This window comes from Mesorhizobium sp. M0276 (assembly GCF_040321755.1).
Classification (GTDB): Bacteria; Pseudomonadota; Alphaproteobacteria; order Rhizobiales; family Rhizobiaceae; genus Mesorhizobium.
Window position 1 is genome coordinate 1 of record NZ_JAMYSC010000028.1, and the last position, 23,060, is coordinate 23,060.

Sequence of the window (23,060 nt, forward strand, 5' to 3'; positions counted from 1 at the left end):
ATCCCGCTCAGCCACAAACGACTCAAGGCACGATGGGCCGATCAAAACCTGCTTAGCCTCTTTACTCATATGCGATAGCCCTGCCGTCGAGACGGGGCCATTTTGTTTGAGCCGTCAATGCCAGTAGGGCGTGACCTTGTAGTAGTCGTAGGATGCGTCGCGAGCGATCTCGCCATCCGCGCCGGCCAGTTCATTGATCGAATAGGCAGGTGCGGCCTTCAACTGCTCCTTGGAGAACGGTACGACATAGCCGCCCTTGTCCTCGTCATAGTCGAGGCTCGCCCACGGTATCGCGTGATACTTCTCGCCGATGCCGAGGAAGCCGCCAAAACCGATCACCGCGAACATGATGCCGTTCGACATCTTGTCGAGCATGACGTCCTGGATGGTGCCGATGCTTCTGCCTTCGGTGTTGTAGACCGACGTGCCGATGACTCGCGAAGCCGCGATAGCTTCGGTGTGGCCAGTCTGGGTTGTCATGGTCTTGCTCCTCATTGTCGTTGAACTCTGCTTGGACAATGAGGGCTGCGGGCGAAGGTTCCCGACGCCGGTCACTCTGCGAGGATGAAAGTGACCTTCATATTAACGCGATAGGCGGCGATCTTGCCGTCCTGGACGACGATCTTCTGATCCTGGATCCAAGCACCTTCGACGTTCTTCAGGGTTTTCGATGCTCGCGCAATCCCCTGTTCGATGGCGTCTTGAAAGCTCTTCTTCGACGACGACGTGATTTCGGTGACGCGGGCGACGGACATGGCTTCCTCCTGCCAAAGCGCTCATTTGCCAGGCAAAGCGTACAGCCGGCCCATGCCTTCCACAAGCGCCGGCAGTCGGCAGGGGATGCGACTGGCTTAGTGACCCTTGGCGATGCGATCGAATGCCATCAGCCGTTCGAGCAGGGCCGGCATGTCCTTCAGCGGCAGCATGTTCGGGCCGTCGGAAGAGGTCGAATTGTCCGGATCCTGGTGGGTTTCGATGAACACGCCGGCGACGCCGACAGCGACGGCGGCGCGGGCCAGAGTCTCGACAAAGCGGCGCTCGCCGCCCGAGGAACCACCCTGCCCGCCCGGCTGCTGTACCGAATGCGTGGCGTCGAAGATCACCGGCGCGCCGATCTCGGCCATAACAGGCAAAGCGCGCATGTCGGACACCAGCGTGTTGTAGCCGAAGGAAGCGCCGCGCTCGGTGGTCAGCACATTGGCATTGCCGGAACCGGTGATCTTGGCGACGACGTTCTTCATGTCCCAAGGGGCTAGGAACTGTCCCTTCTTCACGTTGATGACCTTGCCGGTCCTGGCGGCGGCGACCAGCATGTCGGTCTGGCGTGACAGGAAAGCCGGAATTTGCAGGACGTCGACATGCGGCGCGACGATGGCGCACTGCTCCTCTGTGTGGACATCGGTCAGCACGGGAAGCGAAAATTCCTTGCGCAGTTCGTCGAAGACGGGAAGGGCTGCATCCATGCCGGCACCCCTCGTCGCCGACAGCGAGGTGCGGTTGGCCTTGTCGTAGCTGGTCTTGTAGACGAGGCCTATGCCGAGCTTGCCGGTCAGTTCCTTCAGCGCGCCGGCCATGTCGAAGGCATGCTGGCGCGATTCAAACTGGCAAGGGCCCGCGATCAGCGACAGAGCCGCCTTGTTGTCGAAGACGACATTGCCGACGGTTACCGACGAATTGGGCGCCAGGGGTTTGCTCATGGGATCTCCCGGAAGATGAAGGCCGCGCCCTGTCCGGGTGCAGGCTGCACGACGATATCATTGCCGGCTATATCGTGTTGGATGGAATTGGCTGCAAGCAGCCTCGATGTCACATCGGCGCTCCGGACCGAAAAGACGACCGCGGCGAAGCGAAGGTTCGTCGGCGGGCCGGCAGGCAGGCCGTAACGCGCGGTGAAAGATGCTGGGTCGAGCACGCTCAAACCTGCATTCGGCAAGTGAAATGTGCCGCCCTGGCCATCGGCGGTCGGATCGTTCACCGCCACCGAAATCAATCCATGCTGTTCTGCAGGTTGATCGCTGACCGCCACGATCTCGACAATTCCAGTGGCGCCGTTGGCGTGCGCCTGCAAAGCCGCGCGGTCCACATCAGGCGCGTTGACCCGCTCGCAGGCAAACAGGAAGGCGTCCGTGGCCTTGGCTCTCGCCGCAAAGGCGAGCTTGAACGATGCGATGTCGCTTTTCCCCGCCGAATCAGCGAAGGCGCGCGAAAAGCTCAGCATGTCTCCCGCCGAGATGCCGGCCGCGAGGTAGCGCGCATGGTCTTCATCCGCGTCGCTGGTCCCAAGGACCACGGCGGAAAATCCCTCGCCGCCATGGTTGTTGCGATAGAGCCGGTCGCGCGCGACGAACACATTGCCATCGGCAATGGCTGTCGTCGCCACTTGTCCATCGCCGATTGCGAGTGGTTCGAGATAGGTGCCGTCCGCGAGGAACACACAACAGTTTTCGGTCCCGAAGGGATGTATCCCGGTCGGAGCAACAACGAAGCCGAGCGCGGTAAGCCGGGCACGCGCCACATCGAGGTTCTGCGTGGGCAGCACCAGGTGATCGAGCGGATGGGTACCGGCAGCTGTGTTTCGGGTCATGCAGGCGCGATGTGCATCATTCTGCAAGGCGGTTCAAGGCTTGATCGCAATCGCGGCTGGAGCGCAGTCTCGATCAGCTCCCCGCGAGGACATCGGCCGAATAACGCAGCTCTCGCATTGGTTTGACCTTGCTGGTGGTCTGCGCATAGAGCGGGTGCGCCTTGTAGGCGGCCAGCGCGGCGGCATCGGCGAATTCCGCATAAACGACCACATCGACCTCATCCGACAGCGGATCCACCTTGGTGTTCAGCGTCACTTCGAAGAGGCTGGAATGAGGAATGTCGCCGAGCGCCAGCAGGCCTGCACGCACCGCCTCCACATCCTCCTTGCGCCGCGCGCTGAAGAAAACGATATGCCGGATCAACGCCGCCTCCTCGATCTAAATGCCGGAGGTCTTTTGTGACGGCATGACGGTGGCGTCAATCGACAAGGATGTCGCGGCTGCCGGTCATTTGAATGGACGCTAGATATTGCTGGTGACGGACCGCACGACGTGCGTGGCACCACGCACCGTGGAGTCGAGATACCGGCCCTGATTGTATATGCCATCCCAGATCAGGAAAAACGCGACGGCGGCAATGACGACTACATAACGCATGGCTAAATCTATCGCACAGGTCATGCCGCAGCCATAGTGTTTTTGGCGCGTTCGGCCTTTGCTGCGCAAAAATCAGATCCACCGCCGACGAGCGCCAATCACTTGGCACAGCCCGACTTGCAGCCTGCCCCTTGAAGTTCTCCCTCATGACGTGGAAGATTGCCGCAGGGGTTCACTGGGAAGCGCTGAAGCTCAGGCGAAAAAAGGGCGCGCGCTTTCGTTCGAAACCGCTGATCGCGGTCAGCTACCGGGATCAGGCAACAGCGTTCGAACCTGGCGAATGAACCGCGAGAACCGGTGCTCGGCAATTTGCGCAGATACCGCGGAGGTCAGGGGCGCGTGAGATGGCACACAGGGAACATCATGGCATAGCGTTGAACGACGCGGTCAGGCTCGACGAATTCAATTTCGCCGAGATCGTCAAGGGTCTACCGGCCAAGGCGCGCATGGTGCTGTCGGCGGCGATGAACCTGCCGCGTGGTTCGCTAAAGGTCAGAATGCCCGACGGTCGCGCCGTCCTCGTCGGCGGGAAGGGACCCGGCCCGGATGCCGAACTGGTGCTCAAGAATTGGCGACTGCCCGGCCGCGCCTTTTCCGGCGGCACGATCGGCGTGGCCGAATCCTACATGGACGGTGATTGGGATAGCCCCGATGTGACCAGTTTCCTGGAGCTGTTCGTGATCAATTCGGCCATCGGCGAGCGTATCGCGGGTGGCGCCAACTGGCTGATCAACACCGTCCAGCGCATTCGCCACTGGTTCAACCAGAACACACGCACCGGCTCGGCGCGCAACATCTCGGCGCATTACGACCTTGGCAACGCCTTCTATAAGCAATGGCTCGATCCGAGCATGACCTATTCCTCAGCACTCTACACGACCGGTGCCAACGACCTCGAAGGCGCCCAGGCCGCCAAATATCGCGCGCTGGCGAAGGACATAGGCATCGGCCCGAAGGACCACGTGCTGGAAATCGGCTGCGGTTGGGGTGGCTTCGCCGAATTCGCGGCGCGCGAGATCGGTTGTCGGGTGACCGGGCTGACGATCAGCCGCGAGCAGCACGACTTCGCCACGGCGCGCATCGCCAAGGCCGGGCTTGCCAATAAGGTCGACATCAAGCTGCAGGACTATCGCGACGAAACCGGCACCTATGACCGCATTGCCTCGATCGAGATGTTCGAGGCCGTCGGCGAAAAATACTGGCCAGTGTTCTTCAGCAAGATGAAGGCATGCCTGAAGCCCGGCGGTACGGCCGGGCTGCAGATCATCACCATCAACGAAGCTTCTTACGGCACCTATCGTGCCAGGCCGGATTTCATCCAGCGCTACGTGTTCCCAGGTGGCATGCTGCCGACCCCATCGATCCTGAAGTCACTTGGCAAAGATCACGGTCTTGCCCATCTGCGCGAGCGCATCTTTCCGGACGACTACGCGCGCACGCTCGCCGAATGGCGCCTCCGGTTCTGGGCCTCATGGGAGAAGATCGTCCCGCTCGGCTTCGACGACCGTTTCAAGAAGCTCTGGGAGTTCTACCTGCATTATTGCGAGGCCGGATTCCGCGCCAGCTACATCGACGTGCGCCAGGTGGTCTACAAGGCGTAGGTCGACGCGCCGTGACGGCATGGAACCGAGCTTCGAACAGCAGTGGTCAGAGCAGGATGCGGTATTTCGCGAAGCCTGCCTCGCCCTCGCCCGCCGCTTCGATCCTCACCGACTTCACCTGCGCAATGAATTCCTTGGCCTTGGCGCCGGTTTCGAACACCACGCTGGTTCCAGGCATCGGCACGAACGACCAGTTATCGTCCGCAGACGGGTTGATCGTGCCCTCGCTGACGATGTAACGAACGATGACGTCGCGATTGGTGTCCGGCGCTTCGTAGATTATCTTCGAAGCATCGATGTCAGGGAAATTGCCACCGCCGCCGGCACGATAATTGTTGGTCGCGACGACGAATTTCTGTTTGGGATCAATCGGCTTTCCGTCGAACATCAAGTCGACGATACGATTGGCGCCAGCATTCGCCAGCCCACCCTTGGCATCATATTTCGGCGGCTGCGACAGGTCTATCCTGTAGGTGACGCCATCGATGACGTCGAAATTGTAGGACCGGAAGTCGGCGTTGATGAGGGCCTGGTCGGCTCTCCCTGGCTCGATCCGGTTGAAGATGCCGGCCGACATTTCCAGCCATTCCTTGACCTCAGCACCGGTGATTTCGACCGCCCGCACGGTGTTGGGATAGAGATAGAGGTCGGCAACGTTCTTGATGGCGATGTCACCTGCCGGCACGTCGGTATAGTAGTCGGCGCCGTTGCGTCCGCCGGCCTTGAAGGGAGCTGCGGCCGACAGCAGCGGCAGGTCCTTCCATTGCGTGTTCTTGAGAATATCCCTGAGGTACCAGGTCTGCGCCTGGCTGACGACCTGCACCGACGGATCGTCGGCGACCAGCGCGAAATAGGAATAGAGCGGGGCTGAGGTCTTGCCGACCGGCCGACGCACATAGGCCAGCGTCGCCTGGTGATCCTGTTCGAGTGCCGCGATGATGCGGTTGTCGTCCGGGACGGCCGGCTTGTTCTTGTTGTCGACGCGTTCGAAGATCGGCCGCGCCTCCGAGGTGGCTGAAACGACCTTCCATTTCGACCCGTCGCGCTCCAGCATCAGGTCGATCAGTCCCATATGCGAACCCCAGAAGCCACCCATGACGGCGGGCTTGCCCTGCAGCGTGCCTTTCTGCGTGTCGACGCCCTCAAGCGACTGGAAGTCCTTCTTGCCCGGGAACACCAGATGCTGGTGACCGGTGAACACCGCATCGATGCCGTCGACACCGGCGACGAAGAACGAGGCGTTCTCCATCATGTCGCCGTGCTTAACGTCGATGCCGGAATGCGAGAGCGCAATGACGATGTCGGCGCCCTCTTCCTTCATCTGCGGCACCCAGGCCTTGGCCGCCTCGACGATGTCGCGCGTCTTGACGCTGCCCTCCAGGTTCTTGAGATCCCACACCATGATCTGCGGCGGCACAAAGCCGATGATGCCGATCTTGATCGGCTGTTCGGCACCTGAGCCGTCCTTGATCTTCTTGTCGAGGATGACATAAGGCTTCAGATAGAGCTTGTCGTCGCGCGGGTTCGCGGCAAGCTCGGTGCCGCGGATCAAATTGGCGCAGACGAATGGGAAGTTGGCACCGGCCAGAACCTTGTCCAGGAACGACAAGCCATAGTTGAACTCGTGATTGCCGAGTGTCGAGCACTCGTAGCCGAGCAGGTTCATGCCTTTCATGATCGGATGCAGGTCGCCGTCCTTCAGCCCTTTCTCATAGGCGATGTAGTCGCCCATCGGATTGCCCTGCAGCAGGTCGCCATTGTCGACCAGCATCGAATTGCTGGCTTGCTTGCGCACCGCATCGATCAGGGAAGCCGTGCGCGACAGGCCCAGCGTGTCGTTCGCCTTGTCGGCGTAGTAGTCGTAAGGCAGCACGTTCACATGGATATCGGTGGTCTCCATGATCCGCAGATGCGCCTGATTGCCTTGAGCGCGAGCCGAAAACGGATGCAGCACGATCACCGCCCCTGTGGCGGCGGCACCAACAAGCAGATCACGGCGGGAGACGGGATGGAGCAGTTGCGACATGTTTTTTTCCTTCGACGACGGGACGAGAGTCCGTTTGTTGCAGCATGATCTTTTCTCCGAAACCGGTCCCCTCTTTTCGGGATCATGCCTGCCTTGCCCCGAAGCGAACTTCGCTCTGAAACTCATGCGAGTCCATTCAAGAAGTCGCGCGGATCGAACATCAGTCGATCAGCAACAGATGACGAGCGGATGAATGGTCCGGGTGAAGAAATCAGCTCTTGTCGTCGTCGCCTTGCGTGATCAGTCGCGCGCTGCGCTGGCCCGTCGCGTAGATCCATAGCCAGCTCAACGAAACCGCAAGCCGGTTGCGAAAGCCGATCAGGAAATAGATGTGCGCGATCCCCCATAGCCACCAGGCCGCCCAGCCGGTCAGCTTGATCCAGCCGAAGTCGATCACGGCGGCACGCTTGCCGATCGTGGCGAGATCGCCGTCATGCCGGTAGCGGAACGGCCGCGGGCTGATGTCGCCGGCAAGCCGTGCCTTCAGCGTGGCGGCAACATGCCGACCCTGCTGTTTGGCGGCGGGCGCCACGCCGGGAACGGGCCGCCCGTCCGGCCGCAGGACATGCGCGGCATCGCCGATGACGAAAATCTCCGGGCTGCCAGGCACGCTCAAGTCAGGCTCGACCAGCACCCTGCCCGCCCGGTCCGCCGCCGCGCCGAGCCATTCGGCGGCCGGTGAAGCGGCAACACCTGCAGCCCACAGGATTGTCTTCGCAGCCAGACGTTTGTCGCCGAAAACGACGCCCTCGGCGTCGCAACGCGTAACAGCCCGACCGAGTTCGACCGTCACGCCGAGCCGCTCGAGCGCCTTCGATGCATAGTCGGAAAGCTTTGGTGCGAAATTGGCCAGAATCCGGTCGCCGGCCTCGATCAGCACCACGCGCGTCTTCCGTGTGTCGATGTTGCGGAACTCGCCGTGCAGCGTGTCATGCGCCAGTTCGACGATGGTGCCGGCAAGCTCAACGCCGGTCGGCCCGCCACCGACGATCGCAATGGTCAGCAGAGCCTGGCGTTTGGCGGGATCGGCCTCCCGCTCGGCCTGCTCGAAAGCCAGAAGAATGCGCCGTCGAACAGTGGTGGCGTCCTCCAGTGTCTTCAGGCCAGGCGCGAAAGGTTCCCATTCGTCATGGCCGAAATAGGCATGGCGGGCACCGGTGGCGAGCAGTAGCGTATCGTAGGCGACCGCGCTGCCATCTTCGAGCAGCACGCGTTTGCCGGCGCGATCGACGCCGACGACATTGGCTAACAACGTCGTCACGTCCTTGCGCTTGTGCAGCAGGTGGCGGACCGGCCAGGCAATCTCGGACGTCGCCAGCGCCGTGGTCGCCACTTGGTACAGCAGCGGCTGGAAGAGGTGATGGTTGCGTTTGTCGATCATGGTGATGCGCACCGGTGCACCGCCAAGCGCACGTGTGAATTCGAGACCGCCGAAACCCGCGCCAACGACGACGACATGATGGCTGGCTTGGTTCATCTCAATTCACCCCAATGCATCCAACCCGATGTAGGTATTTTTGTGCACCGCAACAACGCTCCGTCCTTTGATGATTGCCTGGGAGTCGCCTTCGAATGTCGTGAATGCACATGTCGACGATCGTGGCCCGGTATAGCGTTCTTCAAAAAGCACCACGAGCTGAGGCATGGCCAATGATCAAGACGACGACGCTCCGACGCTGTATTCTTCGTCGCCCTGCTTCATGCATGAACTCGATCCGGAATTCCGTGTGCCTCTGAACGACTGGACTGATGTGAGACGCTGGCGCAAGACCGAGCGCGAACGCCTGATCGCGGCCCGCCTTGCCGTTTCGGCCGACGCGCGAACGGCAATGTCGCAGCGCATCGCCGAAGGTCTTGACGCGATCATCGGCGAGATCGCCGGCCGCATGGTCAGTCTCTACTGGCCGTTTCGCGGCGAGCCGGATCTGCGGCCATGGATGGCGTCCATCAATGCGCGCGGCGGCCGCACCGCCCTGCCCATCGTTGTCGAGAAAGCGCATCCCCTGATCTTTCGCGCCTACAAGCCGGGCGACCGGCTGGAGAAAGGCGTCTGGAACATCCCGATCCCAGCCGAGGGCGATCCGGTGCTGCCGGACATCGTCATCTCGCCGATCGTCGGCATCGATCCCCAAAACTACCGCCTGGGCTACGGCGGCGGCTTCTTCGACCGCACGCTGGCCGCGATGCCGTTCAAGCCGCTGGTCATCGGCGTCGGCTACGAGTTGCAGCGCATCGCCACCATCTACCCGCAGCCGCACGATATCCCGATGGATCGGATCGTGATCGAGGCATTCAAGATCGGTTAGCTGTGTTGAGATTCAGGTCAGGCCGAGTCGAGAATGGCGGGTTCCGAGAACCGGAACGGAGCGGACGTTTGAGTCCGTGAGTACCGGAAGCACAGGAAACTGCCGTTCGCAGGCCGGCATCACCTGAATATCGACACAGCTCAGGCCATTTCCGGCTTCATGCCCATGGCCGTGCGGTCGACGATTTCGCGTAGCGCAAAAGACGAGTTGATCTTGGTCACATGCGGCATCGCCGACAGCCATTCCTTGTGGATGCGCTCATAGTCGACGAGATCCTTTGCCGCGATCCTGAGAATATAATCGTATTCGCCAGACATCAGATGGCAGGACAGCACGTTCGGGCAGCGCTTGATCGCCGCCTCGAAATCCGACAGCGTCTTCTCGAATTGTCCCGACAAGGATATGTGCACGATCGCCGTCATCTGGTGGCCAAGCGCCGCATTGGAAAGCCGGGCATGGTAGCCGCGGATGGTTCCGGATTTCTCCAGGTTGTCGAGCCGGCGCGAACAAGCCGACTGCGACAGGCCAACCTTCTCGGCGAGCGCAGCATTGGGTATCCGGCCATCCTTCTGCAAAGCCTCGAGAATGGCGATATCAATCCTGTCGAGCGGCATTATTCGTGAATCCTGCGAAAATATGGCTGTTTGGCGCAACAATTATCGAAACGCGCCCGCTGACGCAAGCGCATTCGCAAACACCTGCGCACCGATTCGTGGTTCACTCCACCAACACAGGGAAGGAGCCCAATAGGGCCGGATCAGGGAGAAGAAAAATGCGCGTCGGCTGCCCCAAGGAGATCAAGAACCACGAATATCGCGTCGGCCTCACACCCGGCTCGGTCCGCGAGTATGTCGCCCATGGCCACGAAGTGCTGGTCGAGACCGGCGCCGGAGCCGGCATCGGGGCCGATGACAACGCCTATCGCGCCGCCGGTGCCACGATTGCCAAGACGGCTGCCGACGTGTTTGCCAAGTCGGACATGATCGTCAAGGTCAAGGAGCCGCAGCCCACCGAATGGGCGCAGCTTCGCGAAGGCCAGATCCTGTACACCTATCTTCATCTTGCTCCGGATCCGGAGCAGACCAAGGGCCTGCTCGCTTCCGGCGTGACCGCAATCGCCTACGAGACCGTGACCGACGATCGTGGCGGCCTGCCGCTGCTGGCGCCCATGTCTGAAGTCGCCGGACGCCTATCGATCCAGGCCGGCGCCACGGCGCTGCAGAAGGCCAATGGCGGCCGCGGCGTGCTGCTGGGCGGCGTGCCCGGCGTGCTGCCCGGCAAGGTCACCGTGCTTGGCGGCGGCGTCGTCGGCCTGCACGCTGCCAGGATGGCGGCGGGGCTTGGCGCCGATGTCACCATCATCGACCGCTCGATCCCGCGCCTGCGCCAGCTTGACGACCTCTTCGCCGGCCGCGTCCACACCCGTTACTCGACCGTCGAAGCGCTCGAAGAAGAGTGCTTTTCAGCCGATATCGTCGTCGGGGCGGTGCTGATTCCGGGTGCCGCGGCGCCAAAACTGGTTTCGCGCGAAATGCTGTCAGGCATGAAGAAGGGCTCGGTGCTGGTCGACGTCGCCATCGATCAGGGTGGCTGCTTCGAGACCTCGCACGCCACCACCCATGCCGAGCCGACCTATGAGGTTGACGGCGTCATCCATTATTGCGTCGCCAATATGCCGGGCGCCGTGCCGGTCACCTCGGCTCATGCGCTCAACAACGCGACGCTGCACTATGGCCTGCAGCTTGCCGACAAGGGCCTGAAGGCGCTGGTCGACGATCACCATTTGCGCAACGGGCTCAATGTCCACAAGGGCAAGATCACAAACCGCGCTGTCGCCGAGGCTCTCGGCTACGAACTGGTCGAGCCGAAAGCCGTTCTGGCCGCCTGATTTCACAAAAAGACTGCTTCCTCCAGTCTCGCCCGCCGGTTCATACCGGCGGGTTTTTCTTTGGAGATACACGCAGGCAACAAAAAAGCGGAGCCAAAGCCCCGCTTCCTCGATATCGAGATTTGCCGCCGGTTCATCCGCGGTCGGCAAATCGATCGACAATCGCTTTTTATCGCGACTTTGCGACGGGAGTACGACAGTGTCTCCTGTCTGCAATCTCAGCGCCTCATGCGCGCTCGATGCGGCACTGGTAGCAATTGTTGCGCGCCGAACGAACGTGAACGTAGGCGATATCGTCGCGCTCGAACAAGGTTTCGGCCCGCGCTGTAATCGCCGCAGTGGGGACGACACCCCCGCTGCCATAGACGATACGGTCATCCCTTCCATAGCCGCGCACGATATAGTCGGGGCTCTCGAGAACCTCGGGCAGCGCTTCGGTCTCGGTGGCGCGGTCGCATTCTTCGGCATGCAGGAAGATCGGCCCGGTTTCGGCATAGGGCTGAAGCTCCGCGAATGGCCGGTACGCCAGGACGAGGTAAGCGTCTCCAGCAGCGATGTTCTTCAGACAGTGCCGGCAAGGCACGCCGTCGCCGTCGGAGATCTTTCGCTCGGGCGTATTTCCGTAAGCATCGGGACCGCCGCGCTGCAGGCCCCTGACATCGTCGGTCGGCAAGGCTTTGAACTGGATGGTCATGGTGAAACTCTCCGGTGTCGTTGACCGGAAATTATGCCGCCAACTCCGCGCTTCCCACCCGATTCCTGACAAGGTGCGGGACCGATCGATTCTCAGCAATCAGTCCTGCGACCAGTTCTGTTCGGATCCGGGTTTCGTCCATCCGGCATATTGCGCCGGCTAAATAAAATCGCCGGGTCAGCATATCTTCGTCTCTTCGGCCTCGGCCGCATTGATGGTGCGGACAACATGCCAAAACCGGCCCGAAGCGCCGACGAACGACGGGTCAGATTGCGGCTGGCGTCACGGCCGCATGACGCTGGCCGAACGCTCGGCGAAAGGCATCGGATGCACCGTCTCCTTCTTCTGCGCCACAGGTGCAAAGCCGAGCTTCTGATAAAGTGGCAGCGCCGCCGGATGATCGAGCGTGCAGGTCTGCACCGTCACTCGCTTCGGCCCATACGACCATGCGGCTGCGATCGCGGAGCCCAGGAACCAGCGACCGATGCCTTGCCCGGTTGCGTGTTCCATCATGCCGAAATAAGCGAGCTCGACTTCTTCCAGCAGATGCGGCTTGAGATCGAAGAAGCCGGCTGGTGCGCCGTCGAGGTAGAGCACTCTGATGTCGCGATCCTCGCGGTGGATGCCGGCGGAAAGCTCGTCATCATCGAGCCTGAGAACATTGACCCAGTGCCATTTGCGCCCGACCCGGTCCATCAAATAGCGGTAGAAATGCAGCGGGATGTCTTTGGTCTTCAGCAGCGCAACCTGACGATTATAGGGCACAGGCGGCGTATAGGCCGGAGGCACATGCATTTCGAGGAACGTCACTGTGACCTCGATGTCTTCCAGCACGCCGTTTTCCATCGTCGTCATTCCTTGCCGGTCACGACGGGCGTGTCGGAAAGCCCACCCCACTCCGTCCATGAGCCGTCGTAAAGCCTGTTGTCGGTATGGCCAAGTGTTTCCAGCGCCAGCGTCACCACCGCTGCTGTAATACCGGAGCCGCATGAGGTGACGACAGGTTTCGACAGATCGATGCCGGCCTGCTCTATCACCTTGCGCAGCCGGTCCTTCGACAACAGCTCGCCATTTTCCGACAGCGCCGAATAGGGCAAATTTCGCGCGCCAGGCATATGACCGGAGCGGATGCCAGCGCGCGGTTCAGGCTCCGCACCAGTGAAGCGGCCCGCCCCACGGGCGTCGGCGATTTGGCTTTCCCCAGTGTCGACGATCCGGCGCATGTCGGCGAGGCTGGCGACGCGACCGGCGTCGAAATCGGCATGGAACACGCATGGCGCGATCTTCGTCGGTTCGGCCGTCACCGGTCGGCCGGCCGCCTTCCACCCATCGAAGCCGCCGTCCAGAATATAGGTCTGGAAGACGCCCATTACCCGGAACATCCACCATGCCCGAGGCGCAGAGAAGAAACCCGGGCCGTCATAGACGACGATGGTGTCGTCCGCCGAAACGCCCATGGCGCCGACATACTGGGCGAAGTCCTGCGGCGACGGCAACATGTGCGGCAGTGGCGAGTCCGGGTCGGAAACCGCGTCCTGATCCAGGAACCGCGCGCCCGGAATGTGCGCCGCATCGTATTCGCCGCGCGCATCGCGCTTTTGCGCCGGGAGATACCAGGACGCATCGACAATCGTCAGGCCCGGCTCGCCGAGACGCTGTTGCAGCCAGTCCGCATCGACGGTGAAAGGGCTGTCCTCGGCCATTTTTATCCTCCTTGTTTCGCCTCGCGAACGGCTAGCATATCAGTTCGCCGGCATCGGACCGAAGCGGATGCGGAAACGCCTGTTTTCGCGGCCTTTCTTCTCGATCTTGCCGATGTGGATTTCACCGACTTCGCCGGTGCTCTTCACATGGGTACCGCCGCAGGGCTGGCTGTCCACCGAAGCGTTATCGCCGATGCACACGAGACGGATACTGCCGGTGCCGACCGGCGGCCGGACGTTCTTGGATTTGACCAGGCCAGGATTGGCGGCCAGGTCCTCGTCGCTGATCAACCTGGTGAAGATCGGGTGGTCGGCCCGCACCAGGTCCATCAGGCTCGCTGTCACCTCCTCCTTAGAGAAGCTGGCATCCGGCATGTCGAAGTCGACACGGCTGTCGTCCTCGGAAACCGCGGCACCCGTAATCGGAAACGGACAGACGACCGAGAGCAGATGGCAGGCCGAATGCATGCGCATCAAAAGATGCCGCCGGTCCCAGTCGATCGCCAAACTCACCTTCTCGCCGATCCATGGCGCCGCTTGCTCCGGCGCCGGCACATGGATGATCTCATCCTTGGTCTCGCCCGTAATAGCGGCGGCAATGGCGATGCGGCTGCCGTCGCCGCGCTCGATGTGACCGGTATCGCCCGGTTGGCCGCCCGATGTGGCGTAGAAGATCGAGCGATCCAAAATGATGGCACCACGGTCGTTGACGGCAACGACTGTCGCATCCGCCCTGCGCAGATAGGCGTCGTCGCGAAACAGCGCGTCCGTCCTGTGCGCCATCACGCGACCTTTTCGAACGGCACCGAAATCTTGCTCTTCAGCTCCATCCAGCCCGGCACCGGCAGCTGCTTCTCGCGCAGGAATTCCGGGTTGAACAGCTTCGACTGGTAGCGTGAGCCGTAGTCGCAAAGAATGGTCACGATCGTGTGGCCGGGGCCAAGTTCGCGCGCCAGACGGATCGCGCCGGCAATGTTGATGCCGGTCGAGCCGCCGACGCAGAGGCCCTCTTCCTGGATCAAGTCGAAGACGATCGGCAGCGCATCCTCGTCGGGAATCTGGAAGGAAAAATCCGGCGTGAACCCCTCGAGATTGGCCGTGATGCGCCCCTGCCCGATGCCTTCGGTGATCGAGCTGCCTTCGGACCTCAGCTCGCCGCTGGTATAAAAGGAGTAGAGCGCGGCGCCCAGCGGATCGGCGAGCGCGATCTTTACGTCCTTGCTTTTCGCCCTTAGCCCGAAGGCGACGCCGGCCAGCGTTCCGCCCGAGCCGACCGCCGAGACAAAGCCGTCGACCTTGCCACCGGTCTGGTGCCAGATTTCTTCGGCCGTGGTGCGGATATGGCCGTCGCGGTTGGCGACATTGTCGAACTGGTTGGCCCAGATAGCGCCATTCGGTTCCGTCCGCGCCATCTGCTCGGCCAGCCGCCCCGACAGCTTCACATAGTTGTTGGGGTTCTTGTACGGCACCGCGGGCACTTCGATCAGCTCGGCGCCGAGCAGTTTGATCGTGTCTTTCTTTTCCTGGCTCTGCGTGTCGGGAATGACGATGACGGTGCGGTAGCCGAGCGCCTTGGCAACCAGCGTCAGTCCGATGCCGGTGTTGCCGGCCGTTCCCTCGACGATGACGCCGCCGGGCTTCAGCAGCCCGCGCTGCTCGGCGTCGCGGATGATGAACAGGCCCGCGCGATCCTTGACCGACTGGCCCGGATTCATGAATTCGGCCTTGCCCAGGATCTCGCAGCCTGTTTGTTCAGAAGCCTTGTTGAGGCGGATCAGAGGCGTGTTGCCGATCGCGTCGATCACAGAACGGAGCATTCAGGATTCCTTGTGTAGGTGCGCCGAAACCCTAGAAACCCGAGGCCTCGGTTTCAAGGCAAGAATGTGTCTGGTCCAGTCGCAATTGCGGTACTGTTGTTGCGTCGACGCTTTCCAAGACCAGCCTCTATCGCCACTGTTCATTTTCCGGTTGACGTTGAAAAGCAGCTTTTCATTCGATTTCTTCATCGCTAGAGCAAAGCACCAACAAGTCGACAGGGCGCAGCATGACACTTTACCGGGCCAACCCGAAGCACGGCGTCGCCTGGATCACGGGCGGCAGCAGCGGTATCGGCCGTTCGCTGGCCAGGGATCTTGCTTCCCAGGGTTATGCCGTGGCGGTGACGGCGCTCGACGACGATCCGATCGACACGCTTGTCGTCGAGACGGCGCAGATGCCGGGCAGTGTGACCGCCTTTCCCTGCGACGTCACCGACGAACCGCGCATGGCAAGAACCGTCGCCGCGATCGAGAAGGAGCTCGGTCCCATCGTGCTCGCCATCTTCAATGCCGGAAACTACATTTCGACGCCGGGTGAAAATCTTGTCGTCAACGACTTTCGCCGGTCCTTTGAGGTCAACTATTTCGGCATCATCAATGGCCTGGTGCCTGTCATCGAACGCATGCGCGTGCGGGCGCGCGGCCATGTCGTACTGGTCGGCTCCGTCACGTCCTATTTCGGTTGGCCGACAACGGCCGCCTATGGCGGCACCAAGGCGGCAATCAACATCCTGGCCGAATCGCTGAAGTATGATTTCGACAAGATGAACGTGCGCATCCAGGTGTTCAATCCTGGCTTCATCGATACCCCGCTGACCGAGAAGAACATGCTGCCGATGCCTGGACTGATGCCGGTCAGCCGCGCGTCGCGCCGCATGGCGCGGGGCATCAAGTCCGGCGGTTTCGAAGTCACCTTCCCGCGCCGGACTAGCTGGCCCCTGAAACTGCTCAGCGTGTTGCCGAGGCCGCTTTGCAGAGGGTTTATCAGCCTGATGACCAGTTGGAAGGCGCGGCCGTTGCATTACGACCGCAAGCCGCCAATCGAATAGACAAGCCGTCGAAGTTGGCAAGCACCCGCTTCGGGCGGGTGACAGCCATGGGTTGAGAGATTGTTGCGTGGAGCCAGAGATGGGGCGACGGATCGTGCTTGCTGTGCTGGGCCTTGTAGCCATTCTCGCACTGGCCGTCGTGCTCGGCCCTCGCGTTCCCGTCGACACCACGATCCGCTTTGATCCCTCGGTCATCGGCGACGATCCGCAGGCCTATGTGGCAAAGGTGGAAGCCGCGGTCCCCGGAATCCGCGACGCACTGGAGAAAGAGATCGTCTGGGCCAATCCAATGGTGCATGCCAGGACGCCGCTGTCGATCGTCTACATCCACGGCTTTTCCGCATCGAAGGGCGAGGTCCGCCCGCTGCCCGACGACGTGGCCGACCAGCTCGACGCCAATCTTTTTTACACGCGCCTTACCGGTCATGGGCAGGACGGCGCAGCGATGACGCAAGGCAGCATCAACGCCTGGGTCAACGATTATGAGGAGGCGCTCGCCATCGGTCGGGCGATCGGCGACAAGGTGATCGTCATCTCAACCTCGACCGGCGGCTCGCTGGCGACATGGGCGGCAACGCAGCCGGGCGCATCGGACGGGGTTGCCGCGATCGCGTTCATCTCGCCAAACTTCGGCGTGAAAGCGTCCGGCGCCGAGATACTGACCATGCCATGGGGAAAACAGATCGCCAGGCTGGTCGCCGGCAAGGAACACAGCTTTTTGCCGCGCAACGCGCTGCATGAAAAATTCTGGACCACCCGCTACCCGATCGAAGCGACCTTGCCGATGCAGGCGCTGACCGAGCTTGCCTATGGCGCCCCGGTGGAAAAGGCGACCATCCCCGCTTTGTTCATCTTTTCGGATTCGGACAAAGTGGTGCGGCCCGACCGCACCCGCGAGATCGCCGGGCGCTGGGGCGCTCCGTGTGAACTGGTCCCGGTCGATGATACGGGCGACATAGACAATCACGTTATCGCCGGCGACGCGCTTTCGCCATCGACCACGACCTTTCTGGCGCAAAGGATCGCCGTCTGGATCGAGGCGGTGGTAAAGTAAGCTTACGAAAAAGGGCGACCGAAGCATCGCTTCAGCCGCCCTTTCCCGGTCGGTCTCGGCAATCAGCCAGGCTACGCTTGACTGATTAAAACGCGGCCTGGCTTACGCAGCCCGCGCCGCCGGACGCTTGCCGCCGAAGCGGCGCTTGTTGTTGCCCTTGAAGGCCGGCTTGGCGCCTTCCGGCTTGCGCTCGCCGCCGAAGGCCGGCTTGTCGCCGAAGCGCTTTTTGCCAAAACCGTTGCCTTTGTTCTCGCCACCGGGACGCCTGCCGTCGCGACGACCATTGCGGTCGTTGCGGTCATTGGCCGGTTCGAAGCGCTCGTTCTTTTCAGCCGGATTGCGCTGCGGATCGGGGCTGCCGAGATGGTCGGCAACGATCGGCAGCTTGGTACGGATGATGCGCTCGACCTGGCGCAGCTTGCTGTTCTCGGAAGGATCGCAAAGCGTAATCGCAATGCCGTCCATGCCGTTGCGGCCGGTACGGCCGATGCGATGGACATAGCTCTCAGCTTCGTCCGGCAGGTCGAAATTCACGACATGGCTGATGCCGGGCACATCGATGCCGCGCGCAGCGATGTCGGTCGCCACCAGAATGCGCACCGAACCCTCGCGGAAATCGTTCAGCGCCTTCTGGCGGGCATTCTGCGACTTGTTGCCGTGGATGACGGCGGCCTTGAAGCCGTCGCGCTCGAGGTCCTTGGTCACCCTGTCGGCACCATGCTTGGTGCGCGAAAAGATGATGACGGACTTCATCGCTTCGTCGGCGAGCATCGTCGACAGCACTTGGCGCTTCTGCTTGGTGCGGGCAAAGACGACGCCTTGCACGATTTCGGCCGCTGCCGTGCTTTGCGGCGCGACCTCGACACGGATCGGGTTCTTCAGCAGGCCCTTCGCCAGTTCGGCGATCTCATTGGGCATGGTCGCCGAGAACAGCACCGTCTGACGGTCGGGCGCGGTAGCCTTGGCGATGCGCTTGACGTCATTGATGAAGCCCATGTCGAGCATGCGGTCGCCTTCGTCGAGCACCAGCCATTTGGTGTCGGCAAGCATGAGGTCGCCCTCACGCACCAGATCGGTCAACCGGCCGGGCGTTGCGATCAGGATGTCGACGCCGGGCGCAACCTTCTTCACCTGGCTGAAGCGGGAGACGCCGCCCAGCACGAGCGCGGTCGAGACATGCGCGCCCTTGGCGAGGATCTTGATCGTATCCTCGATCTGCACGGCGAGTTCGCGCGTTGGCGCCAGAATCAGCGCACGCGCCGTCTTAGGCCGGCGCTTGGTGCCAAGTGCAATGATCTTCGACAGGATCGGCAGCGCGAAGGCCGCGGTCTTGCCGGAGCCGGTCTGGGCAATGCCGAAAATGTCGCGGCCTTCCATCTGCGGCGGGATCGCCTGCGCCTGGATCGGCTTCGGTTCGGTGAAACCGGCGTTATGGGTGGCCTTGAGCAGCGCGCCCGAAATACCCAGTGCGGCGAAACCGGTAAGTTCCGCAGTGTTGCTACCGGGCAAAGTGTTTTCGTTGGTCAAAATAATCTTCTTTCACGCGGCTTCTGGCCGCAAACATCGATGGCGGCAGGGCGCAACCTGCCGTCGAACAAATTGTCATGGAACGACAAGGCGGCGGACGTTTCCGTCCGCGCGGCTGCGCTGTCGTGCCCGCAGGCATCATGCCACGGGGCTTTTTCGCCACTTTGTGATGTACCGGAAAGAGGGGCCGATATACCGGAAAGAGGGAAAACAGACGCAACCAGTCTCATTCGTCGAGAAGGCCGGAGTGTCCCGGCCCAAGCGCCTATGTCGCCGCATATGGCCCAGTTCGCCGTCAAATGCAAGGGGCGTCATGCTGCAGTGCAACAAAGACCACGGCGTAAAGCGGCGCTTGCGCTCGCCTGCAGGCACGATTACCACGAAATGCCGCTGGCCTGGGAGGTAATCGATGAAGGACGTGCTGAAGGAACTCGAGCGCCGGCGCGAGATCGCCCGCATGGGTGGCGGCCAGGCGCGCATCGATGCCCAGCACAAGAAGGGCAAGCTCACCGCGCGCGAACGCATCGAGGTGTTGCTCGACGAAGGCTCGTTCGAGGAATTCGACATGTATGTCGAGCACCGCTCGACCGATTTCGGCATGGAGAAGACCAAGATCGCCGGCGACGGCGTGGTCACCGGTTGGGGCACCATCAATGGTCGTCCGGTCTACCTCTTCGCCAAGGACTTTACCGTGTTCGGCGGCTCGCTGTCGGAAGCGCATGCCGAGAAGGTCATCAAGGTGCAGGAGATGGCGCTGCGCAACCGTGCGCCGATCATCGGGCTCTACGATGCCGGTGGCGCGCGAATCCAGGAGGGCGTTGCGGCACTCGGCGGTTATGCCGAGATCTTTCAGCGCAACGTGCTCGCCTCCGGCGTCATTCCGCAAATTTCTGTCATCATGGGTCCTTGCGCCGGCGGTGATGTCTATTCGCCTGCGATGACCGACTTCATCTTCATGGTGCGCGACACCTCCTACATGTTCGTCACCGGGCCGGATGTGGTGAAGACCGTGACCAACGAAACGGTGACCGCCGAGAGCCTCGGCGGCGCTTCCGTCCACACGACGAAATCCTCCATCGCCGACGGCGCCTACGACAATGACGTCGAGGCGTTGCTGCAGATGCGCCGGCTGATCGACCTGCTGCCGGCCTCCAACACATCGGAGCTTCCCGAAATCGAATGCTATCAGTCGGTGACCGACCATGATTTGTCGCTCGACCGGCTGATCCCCGACAACACCAACAAGCCCTACGACATCAAGGAACTGATCCTGAAAGTCGCCGATGAAGGCGACTTCTTCGAGATCCAGCAGAATTTCGCGAAAAACATCGTCACCGGTCTCGGCCGTATCGAGGGCCGCACGGTCGGCTTCGTCGCCAACCAGCCGATGGTGCTGGCCGGCGTGCTCGATTCCGATGCCAGCCGCAAGGCCGCGCGCTTCGTGCGCTTCTGCGATTGTTTTTCGATCCCGATCGTCACCTTCGTCGACGTGCCCGGGTTCCTGCCCGGCACGGCGCAGGAGTATGGCGGGCTGATCAAGCATGGCGCCAAGCTTCTCTTCGCCTATGCCGAGGCCACCGTGCCGAAGATCACCGTCATCACCCGCAAAGCCTATGGCGGCGCTTATGACGTGATGGCATCGAAACATCTGCGCGGCGACATGAACTATGCCTGGCCGACGGCGCAGATCGCGGTGATGGGTGCACGGGGCGCGGTCGAGATCATCTATCGCAAGGACATCGGCGATGCCGAAAAGATCGCAGCGCATACAAAGACTTACGAGGATCGCTTCCTGTCGCCTTTCGTCGCCGCCGAGCGCGGCTATGTCGACGAGGTGATCATGCCGCACTCAACGCGCCGCCGTATCGCGCGGGCGCTGCGCATGCTGCGCAACAAGGACATGCAGAACCCCTGGAAGAAGCACGACAACATTCCGCTGTGAGTAACTACCGCGCTTCGAAGAGTTCGCGCAGCACCGGTACCAGCGCTAGCGGCAGATCCTCGGCGATCAGACCGGGTCCGAACCGGCTGCCGGCTTCGGCATGCAGCCACACGGCAGCGCAAGTCCCCTCGAAGGGCGGCATGGCTTGCGCCAGGAGACCGGCAATGATGCCGGACAACACGTCGCCTGACCCGGCAGTGGCCAGCCATGGAGCGCCGTTGGAATTGATCGCTGCCCTGCCATCGGGAGCAGCAATCACCGTGTCAGCGCCCTTGTAGACGATGACGGCATTGGCCCGTGCTGCGGCCGCTCGCGCCTTGGCCAGTTTCGACAGGGTCATGACGCCGGCGATGTCAGGAAACAATCGGCCGAATTCACCCTCATGCGGCGTTATCACCAATGCCGGCGCGTTCGGCTGACGGGCGACTTCGAACAGTGCCTGGGGCTGGTGAGCCAGCGACGTGATGGCGTCGGCATCCAGGACGATCGCATCTGCGTGGCTTGCGGTCGCCGATGCGCGCGCACCATCCGCCAAAGCCTTGATCAGTTGCAGGGCAAAATCGCCGACCTTGGGTTTTGGGCCGAGCCCCGGTCCGAACACCAGTGCTTCGGGATGGCGCGCCATCAGGAATTCCTGCACCTCTCCGAGCGAGCCCGCTTGCCGCAGCATGATGGAGGTCAGGTGTGTCGCATTGACCTGCATGGCATTGGCTGGCGACAGCACGGTGACCGCCCCTGCCCCGCTTCTCGCCGCGGCGAGCGCCGACAGCCGCGCGGCGCCCGTGGCGCTGGGGCCACCGGAAAAGACGCCGACATGGCCGCGCTTGTATTTGTGCGCGTCGACCGCCGGCACGGGAAATTCCTGCAACCACAGGTTTGGCACATTCTCGAAAGTCGAGACAGCGAGTTGGGCGATGATGTCGTCGCCGATGCCGATATCGGCAAGCACGATTTCACCGCATTGTCCGCGTCCTGGGAGCAGCAGGTGGCCAGGCTTTTTCCGCGCGAAGGTGACTGTGATCTCGGCGCGAAACGCCCTGCCCAATATTTCGCCGCCGGCTCCCGAGACGCCAGACGGCAGGTCGACCGCGATCACAGGCAAGCCCAAGGCGGTAGCGGTATCTATGGCCTTGGCGGCATCGCCAGACAGCGACTTGGACAGCCCTGCGCCATAGAGCGCGTCGACCACGATCGAGCCGGTCGCGGCATCAAATCCAGACAGCGGCCGCGGCTTGATCGAGCATTGCGCAGCGGCGAGCTCCGCATCGCTTTCCGGTCTTGGTGCTCCGGATGCCCAGATTGTGGTGCGCACACCGCTGTCGGCCAGGATGCGCGCGACGACGTAGCCATCACCGCCATTGTTGCCTGGGCCGCACAGCACATGGACATGCGTCGCCGAGGGATAGCGCTTGAGAACCTCGGCCGCGACCGCCTGGCCGGCTCTGCGCATCAGGCCGATACCGTCGGCGGGACCAGCGGCAACCGTAAGCCGATCTGCCTCGTTCATTTCTGAAGGAACAAGAAGTTCGTTGCTCATGGATTGCCGATCCGCATTCGATCAAGCATTGTCCAATTTTCGATCCGAAGCAAACAAGGGGGAGTTGCCGAGATCTGCGGCCACATTGTTGGCACGAAGGCACAGGATTGCCTGAAGGATAGGCGATATGCCTAGTTTTTGGGCAGATGCAGTTGGCGTTGCCGTGTAGTCTCCGGCAGCCCGTGCCGCTTCCGGTACAGGGAATGACGTGAATTTGTATCCAGGTGCGGTGCGACTTTGAAATCGTGTGATACTGCTTCGAATCCGTCCAATTGGCACAGTTCGTGCTAGATCGAAGCGCAAGCGGGGGGTTCACAACCCGTTTTTTTTGGCAGTGGAGGCCACTTTTTACATGAAAAAGATCGAAGCGATCATCAAGCCATTCAAGCTGGACGAAGTGAAGGAAGCGCTTCAGGAGGCCGGACTGCAGGGCATTACTGTTACCGAGGCAAAGGGCTTCGGTCGTCAGAAGGGTCATACCGAGCTCTACCGCGGCGCCGAATATGTCGTCGATTTCCTGCCCAAGGTGAAAATCGAGGTGGTGCTTGGCGACGATGCGGTCGAAGGCGCGATCGAGGCCATCCGCAAGGCCGCCCAGACCGGCCGTATTGGCGACGGCAAAATCTTCGTTTCCAATATCGAGGAAGTCGTGCGAATCCGTACCGGCGAAACAGGCATGGACGCGGTCTGACCCGACCCGGCATTCTCCTAACGTCATCATAAAAAAACGTCAT

The 23,060-nt window shown here is 61.7% G+C and carries 24 protein-coding genes; 8 read left to right on the forward strand and 16 right to left on the reverse strand.

Annotated elements, in window-relative coordinates; genetic code table 11:
• Positions 1-114 precede the first annotated feature (114 nt).
• From NKJ01_RS21455 to NKJ01_RS21480, 6 genes are all read right to left on the reverse strand, one after another.
• Positions 115-480, reverse strand: coding sequence for a PRC-barrel domain-containing protein (locus tag NKJ01_RS21455; protein ID WP_023757931.1), 366 nt, complete (start codon positions 478-480; stop codon positions 115-117).
• A gap of 71 nt (positions 481-551) precedes the next feature.
• Positions 552-755 (reverse strand): dodecin family protein, encoded by a 204-nt coding sequence (locus NKJ01_RS21460; RefSeq protein ID WP_352486701.1) that lies wholly within the window; start codon positions 753-755, stop codon positions 552-554.
• Between the two features lie 96 nt (positions 756-851).
• Positions 852-1,697, reverse strand: a complete 846-nt coding sequence (kdsA, locus tag NKJ01_RS21465; protein WP_352730766.1) for a 3-deoxy-8-phosphooctulonate synthase — start codon at positions 1,695-1,697, stop codon at positions 852-854.
• Entirely contained in the window at positions 1,694-2,584 is an 891-nt protein-coding gene (locus NKJ01_RS21470) for a VOC family protein (RefSeq protein ID WP_352730768.1), read from the reverse strand. The genes kdsA and NKJ01_RS21470 overlap by 4 nt, the downstream gene beginning before the upstream one ends.
• A 73-nt stretch (positions 2,585-2,657) precedes the next feature.
• Positions 2,658-2,948, reverse strand: coding sequence for a Dabb family protein (locus tag NKJ01_RS21475; protein ID WP_352730770.1), 291 nt, complete (start codon positions 2,946-2,948; stop codon positions 2,658-2,660).
• 99 nt (positions 2,949-3,047) lie between these two features.
• Positions 3,048-3,182 carry a hypothetical protein gene (locus NKJ01_RS21480; protein ID WP_352730772.1) on the reverse strand — a complete coding sequence of 45 codons (135 nt, stop codon included), beginning with the start codon at positions 3,180-3,182 and terminating at the stop codon, positions 3,048-3,050.
• Between the two features lie 71 nt (positions 3,183-3,253).
• Between NKJ01_RS21480 and NKJ01_RS21485 the strand changes: the two genes are divergently transcribed.
• Positions 3,254-3,466 carry a DUF1365 family protein gene (locus tag NKJ01_RS21485; RefSeq protein WP_352730853.1) on the forward strand — a complete coding sequence of 71 codons (213 nt, stop codon included), beginning with the start codon at positions 3,254-3,256 and terminating at the stop codon, positions 3,464-3,466.
• Positions 3,467-3,526: 60 nt separating this feature from the next.
• Positions 3,527-4,783, forward strand: a complete 1,257-nt coding sequence (locus tag NKJ01_RS21490; protein ID WP_352730774.1) for a class I SAM-dependent methyltransferase — start codon at positions 3,527-3,529, stop codon at positions 4,781-4,783.
• 46 nt (positions 4,784-4,829) lie between these two features.
• Here the strand turns inward: NKJ01_RS21490 and NKJ01_RS21495 are convergent, their stop codons facing one another.
• Together NKJ01_RS21495 and NKJ01_RS21500 are read right to left on the reverse strand one after the other, a co-directional pair.
• Positions 4,830-6,809, reverse strand: coding sequence for a bifunctional 2',3'-cyclic-nucleotide 2'-phosphodiesterase/3'-nucleotidase (locus tag NKJ01_RS21495; protein ID WP_352730776.1), 1,980 nt, complete (start codon positions 6,807-6,809; stop codon positions 4,830-4,832).
• A 211-nt stretch (positions 6,810-7,020) separates the two neighbouring features.
• Entirely contained in the window at positions 7,021-8,286 is a 1,266-nt protein-coding gene (locus NKJ01_RS21500) for an NAD(P)/FAD-dependent oxidoreductase (protein WP_352730778.1), read from the reverse strand.
• A 166-nt stretch (positions 8,287-8,452) separates the two neighbouring features.
• Here NKJ01_RS21500 and NKJ01_RS21505 point away from each other — a divergent pair, with 166 nt between their 5' ends.
• Entirely contained in the window at positions 8,453-9,115 is a 663-nt protein-coding gene (locus NKJ01_RS21505; protein WP_352607698.1) for a 5-formyltetrahydrofolate cyclo-ligase, read from the forward strand.
• Between the two features lie 140 nt (positions 9,116-9,255).
• On the opposite strand, the gene NKJ01_RS21510 is transcribed toward NKJ01_RS21505, so the two are convergent.
• A complete protein-coding gene (locus tag NKJ01_RS21510) occupies positions 9,256-9,729 on the reverse strand; it encodes an Lrp/AsnC family transcriptional regulator (protein WP_013531467.1) in 474 nt (157 codons plus the stop codon).
• Positions 9,730-9,887: 158 nt separating this feature from the next.
• Here NKJ01_RS21510 and ald point away from each other — a divergent pair, with 158 nt between their 5' ends.
• Entirely contained in the window at positions 9,888-11,003 is a 1,116-nt protein-coding gene (ald, locus tag NKJ01_RS21515) for an alanine dehydrogenase (RefSeq protein ID WP_352730780.1), read from the forward strand.
• 226 nt (positions 11,004-11,229) lie between these two features.
• Here the strand turns inward: ald and NKJ01_RS21520 are convergent, their stop codons facing one another.
• The 5 genes from NKJ01_RS21520 to NKJ01_RS21540 form a co-directional block, all read right to left on the reverse strand.
• The gene (locus tag NKJ01_RS21520; RefSeq protein WP_352730782.1) at positions 11,230-11,697 is read right to left on the reverse strand and encodes a DUF1203 domain-containing protein; all 468 of its coding nucleotides are present in this window, start codon (positions 11,695-11,697) and stop codon (positions 11,230-11,232) included.
• Positions 11,698-11,979: 282 nt separating this feature from the next.
• Positions 11,980-12,543: a GNAT family N-acetyltransferase gene (locus tag NKJ01_RS21525; protein ID WP_352730784.1), complete on the reverse strand. Its 564-nt coding sequence runs from the start codon at positions 12,541-12,543 to the stop codon at positions 11,980-11,982.
• 5 nt (positions 12,544-12,548) lie between these two features.
• Positions 12,549-13,400: a 3-mercaptopyruvate sulfurtransferase gene (sseA, locus tag NKJ01_RS21530; RefSeq protein WP_352730786.1), complete on the reverse strand. Its 852-nt coding sequence runs from the start codon at positions 13,398-13,400 to the stop codon at positions 12,549-12,551.
• Positions 13,401-13,439: 39 nt separating this feature from the next.
• Entirely contained in the window at positions 13,440-14,183 is a 744-nt protein-coding gene (locus NKJ01_RS21535) for an alanyl-tRNA editing protein (protein ID WP_352730788.1), read from the reverse strand.
• The gene (locus tag NKJ01_RS21540; protein ID WP_352730790.1) at positions 14,183-15,217 is read right to left on the reverse strand and encodes a cysteine synthase A; all 1,035 of its coding nucleotides are present in this window, start codon (positions 15,215-15,217) and stop codon (positions 14,183-14,185) included. The genes NKJ01_RS21535 and NKJ01_RS21540 overlap by 1 nt, the downstream gene beginning before the upstream one ends.
• A 227-nt stretch (positions 15,218-15,444) precedes the next feature.
• On the opposite strand from NKJ01_RS21540, the gene NKJ01_RS21545 reads away from it, so the two are divergent.
• Together NKJ01_RS21545 and NKJ01_RS21550 are read left to right on the forward strand one after the other, a co-directional pair.
• Positions 15,445-16,266: an SDR family oxidoreductase gene (locus NKJ01_RS21545; RefSeq protein ID WP_023757949.1), complete on the forward strand. Its 822-nt coding sequence runs from the start codon at positions 15,445-15,447 to the stop codon at positions 16,264-16,266.
• A 79-nt stretch (positions 16,267-16,345) separates the two neighbouring features.
• Positions 16,346-17,320, forward strand: coding sequence for an alpha/beta hydrolase (locus NKJ01_RS21550; RefSeq protein ID WP_352730792.1), 975 nt, complete (start codon positions 16,346-16,348; stop codon positions 17,318-17,320).
• A gap of 102 nt (positions 17,321-17,422) precedes the next feature.
• Here the strand turns inward: NKJ01_RS21550 and NKJ01_RS21555 are convergent, their stop codons facing one another.
• Positions 17,423-18,847, reverse strand: a complete 1,425-nt coding sequence (locus NKJ01_RS21555) for a DEAD/DEAH box helicase (RefSeq protein WP_352730794.1) — start codon at positions 18,845-18,847, stop codon at positions 17,423-17,425.
• Positions 18,848-19,256: 409 nt separating this feature from the next.
• Between NKJ01_RS21555 and NKJ01_RS21560 the strand changes: the two genes are divergently transcribed.
• Complete coding sequence (locus tag NKJ01_RS21560) at positions 19,257-20,789, forward strand: acyl-CoA carboxylase subunit beta (RefSeq protein ID WP_352730796.1); 1,533 nt, start codon at positions 19,257-19,259, stop codon at positions 20,787-20,789.
• 4 nt (positions 20,790-20,793) lie between these two features.
• Here NKJ01_RS21560 and NKJ01_RS21565 read toward each other — a convergent pair whose 3' ends face one another.
• A complete protein-coding gene (locus NKJ01_RS21565) occupies positions 20,794-22,326 on the reverse strand; it encodes an NAD(P)H-hydrate dehydratase (protein WP_352730798.1) in 1,533 nt (510 codons plus the stop codon).
• 352 nt (positions 22,327-22,678) lie between these two features.
• Between NKJ01_RS21565 and NKJ01_RS21570 the strand changes: the two genes are divergently transcribed.
• A complete protein-coding gene (locus NKJ01_RS21570; RefSeq protein ID WP_006205430.1) occupies positions 22,679-23,017 on the forward strand; it encodes a P-II family nitrogen regulator in 339 nt (112 codons plus the stop codon).
• Positions 23,018-23,060: the final 43 nt, after the last annotated feature.

What these genes read in the sequence shown, in the direction of transcription:
- sseA (WP_352730786.1), bottom strand. Translation starts at nt 13,400, where the DNA reads ATGGCCGAGGACAGCCCTTTCACCGTCGATGCGGACTGGCTGCAACAG.
- NKJ01_RS21500 (WP_352730778.1), bottom strand. Translation starts at nt 8,286, where the DNA reads ATGAACCAAGCCAGCCATCATGTCGTCGTCGTTGGCGCGGGTTTCGGC.
- NKJ01_RS21525 (WP_352730784.1), bottom strand. Translation starts at nt 12,543, where the DNA reads ATGGAAAACGGCGTGCTGGAAGACATCGAGGTCACAGTGACGTTCCTC.
- NKJ01_RS21480 (WP_352730772.1), bottom strand. Translation starts at nt 3,182, where the DNA reads ATGCGTTATGTAGTCGTCATTGCCGCCGTCGCGTTTTTCCTGATCTGG.
- ald (WP_352730780.1), top strand. Translation starts at nt 9,888, where the DNA reads ATGCGCGTCGGCTGCCCCAAGGAGATCAAGAACCACGAATATCGCGTC.
- NKJ01_RS21490 (WP_352730774.1), top strand. Translation starts at nt 3,527, where the DNA reads ATGGCACACAGGGAACATCATGGCATAGCGTTGAACGACGCGGTCAGG.
- NKJ01_RS21460 (WP_352486701.1), bottom strand. Translation starts at nt 755, where the DNA reads ATGTCCGTCGCCCGCGTCACCGAAATCACGTCGTCGTCGAAGAAGAGC.
- NKJ01_RS21570 (WP_006205430.1), top strand. Translation starts at nt 22,679, where the DNA reads ATGAAAAAGATCGAAGCGATCATCAAGCCATTCAAGCTGGACGAAGTG.
- kdsA (WP_352730766.1), bottom strand. Translation starts at nt 1,697, where the DNA reads ATGAGCAAACCCCTGGCGCCCAATTCGTCGGTAACCGTCGGCAATGTC.
- NKJ01_RS21455 (WP_023757931.1), bottom strand. Translation starts at nt 480, where the DNA reads ATGACAACCCAGACTGGCCACACCGAAGCTATCGCGGCTTCGCGAGTC.
- NKJ01_RS21565 (WP_352730798.1), bottom strand. Translation starts at nt 22,326, where the DNA reads ATGAGCAACGAACTTCTTGTTCCTTCAGAAATGAACGAGGCAGATCGG.
- NKJ01_RS21550 (WP_352730792.1), top strand. Translation starts at nt 16,346, where the DNA reads ATGGGGCGACGGATCGTGCTTGCTGTGCTGGGCCTTGTAGCCATTCTC.
- NKJ01_RS21535 (WP_352730788.1), bottom strand. Translation starts at nt 14,183, where the DNA reads ATGGCGCACAGGACGGACGCGCTGTTTCGCGACGACGCCTATCTGCGC.
- NKJ01_RS21545 (WP_023757949.1), top strand. Translation starts at nt 15,445, where the DNA reads ATGACACTTTACCGGGCCAACCCGAAGCACGGCGTCGCCTGGATCACG.
- NKJ01_RS21560 (WP_352730796.1), top strand. Translation starts at nt 19,257, where the DNA reads ATGAAGGACGTGCTGAAGGAACTCGAGCGCCGGCGCGAGATCGCCCGC.
- NKJ01_RS21495 (WP_352730776.1), bottom strand. Translation starts at nt 6,809, where the DNA reads ATGTCGCAACTGCTCCATCCCGTCTCCCGCCGTGATCTGCTTGTTGGT.
- NKJ01_RS21470 (WP_352730768.1), bottom strand. Translation starts at nt 2,584, where the DNA reads ATGACCCGAAACACAGCTGCCGGTACCCATCCGCTCGATCACCTGGTG.
- NKJ01_RS21510 (WP_013531467.1), bottom strand. Translation starts at nt 9,729, where the DNA reads ATGCCGCTCGACAGGATTGATATCGCCATTCTCGAGGCTTTGCAGAAG.
- NKJ01_RS21520 (WP_352730782.1), bottom strand. Translation starts at nt 11,697, where the DNA reads ATGACCATCCAGTTCAAAGCCTTGCCGACCGACGATGTCAGGGGCCTG.
- NKJ01_RS21505 (WP_352607698.1), top strand. Translation starts at nt 8,453, where the DNA reads ATGGCCAATGATCAAGACGACGACGCTCCGACGCTGTATTCTTCGTCG.
- NKJ01_RS21540 (WP_352730790.1), bottom strand. Translation starts at nt 15,217, where the DNA reads ATGCTCCGTTCTGTGATCGACGCGATCGGCAACACGCCTCTGATCCGC.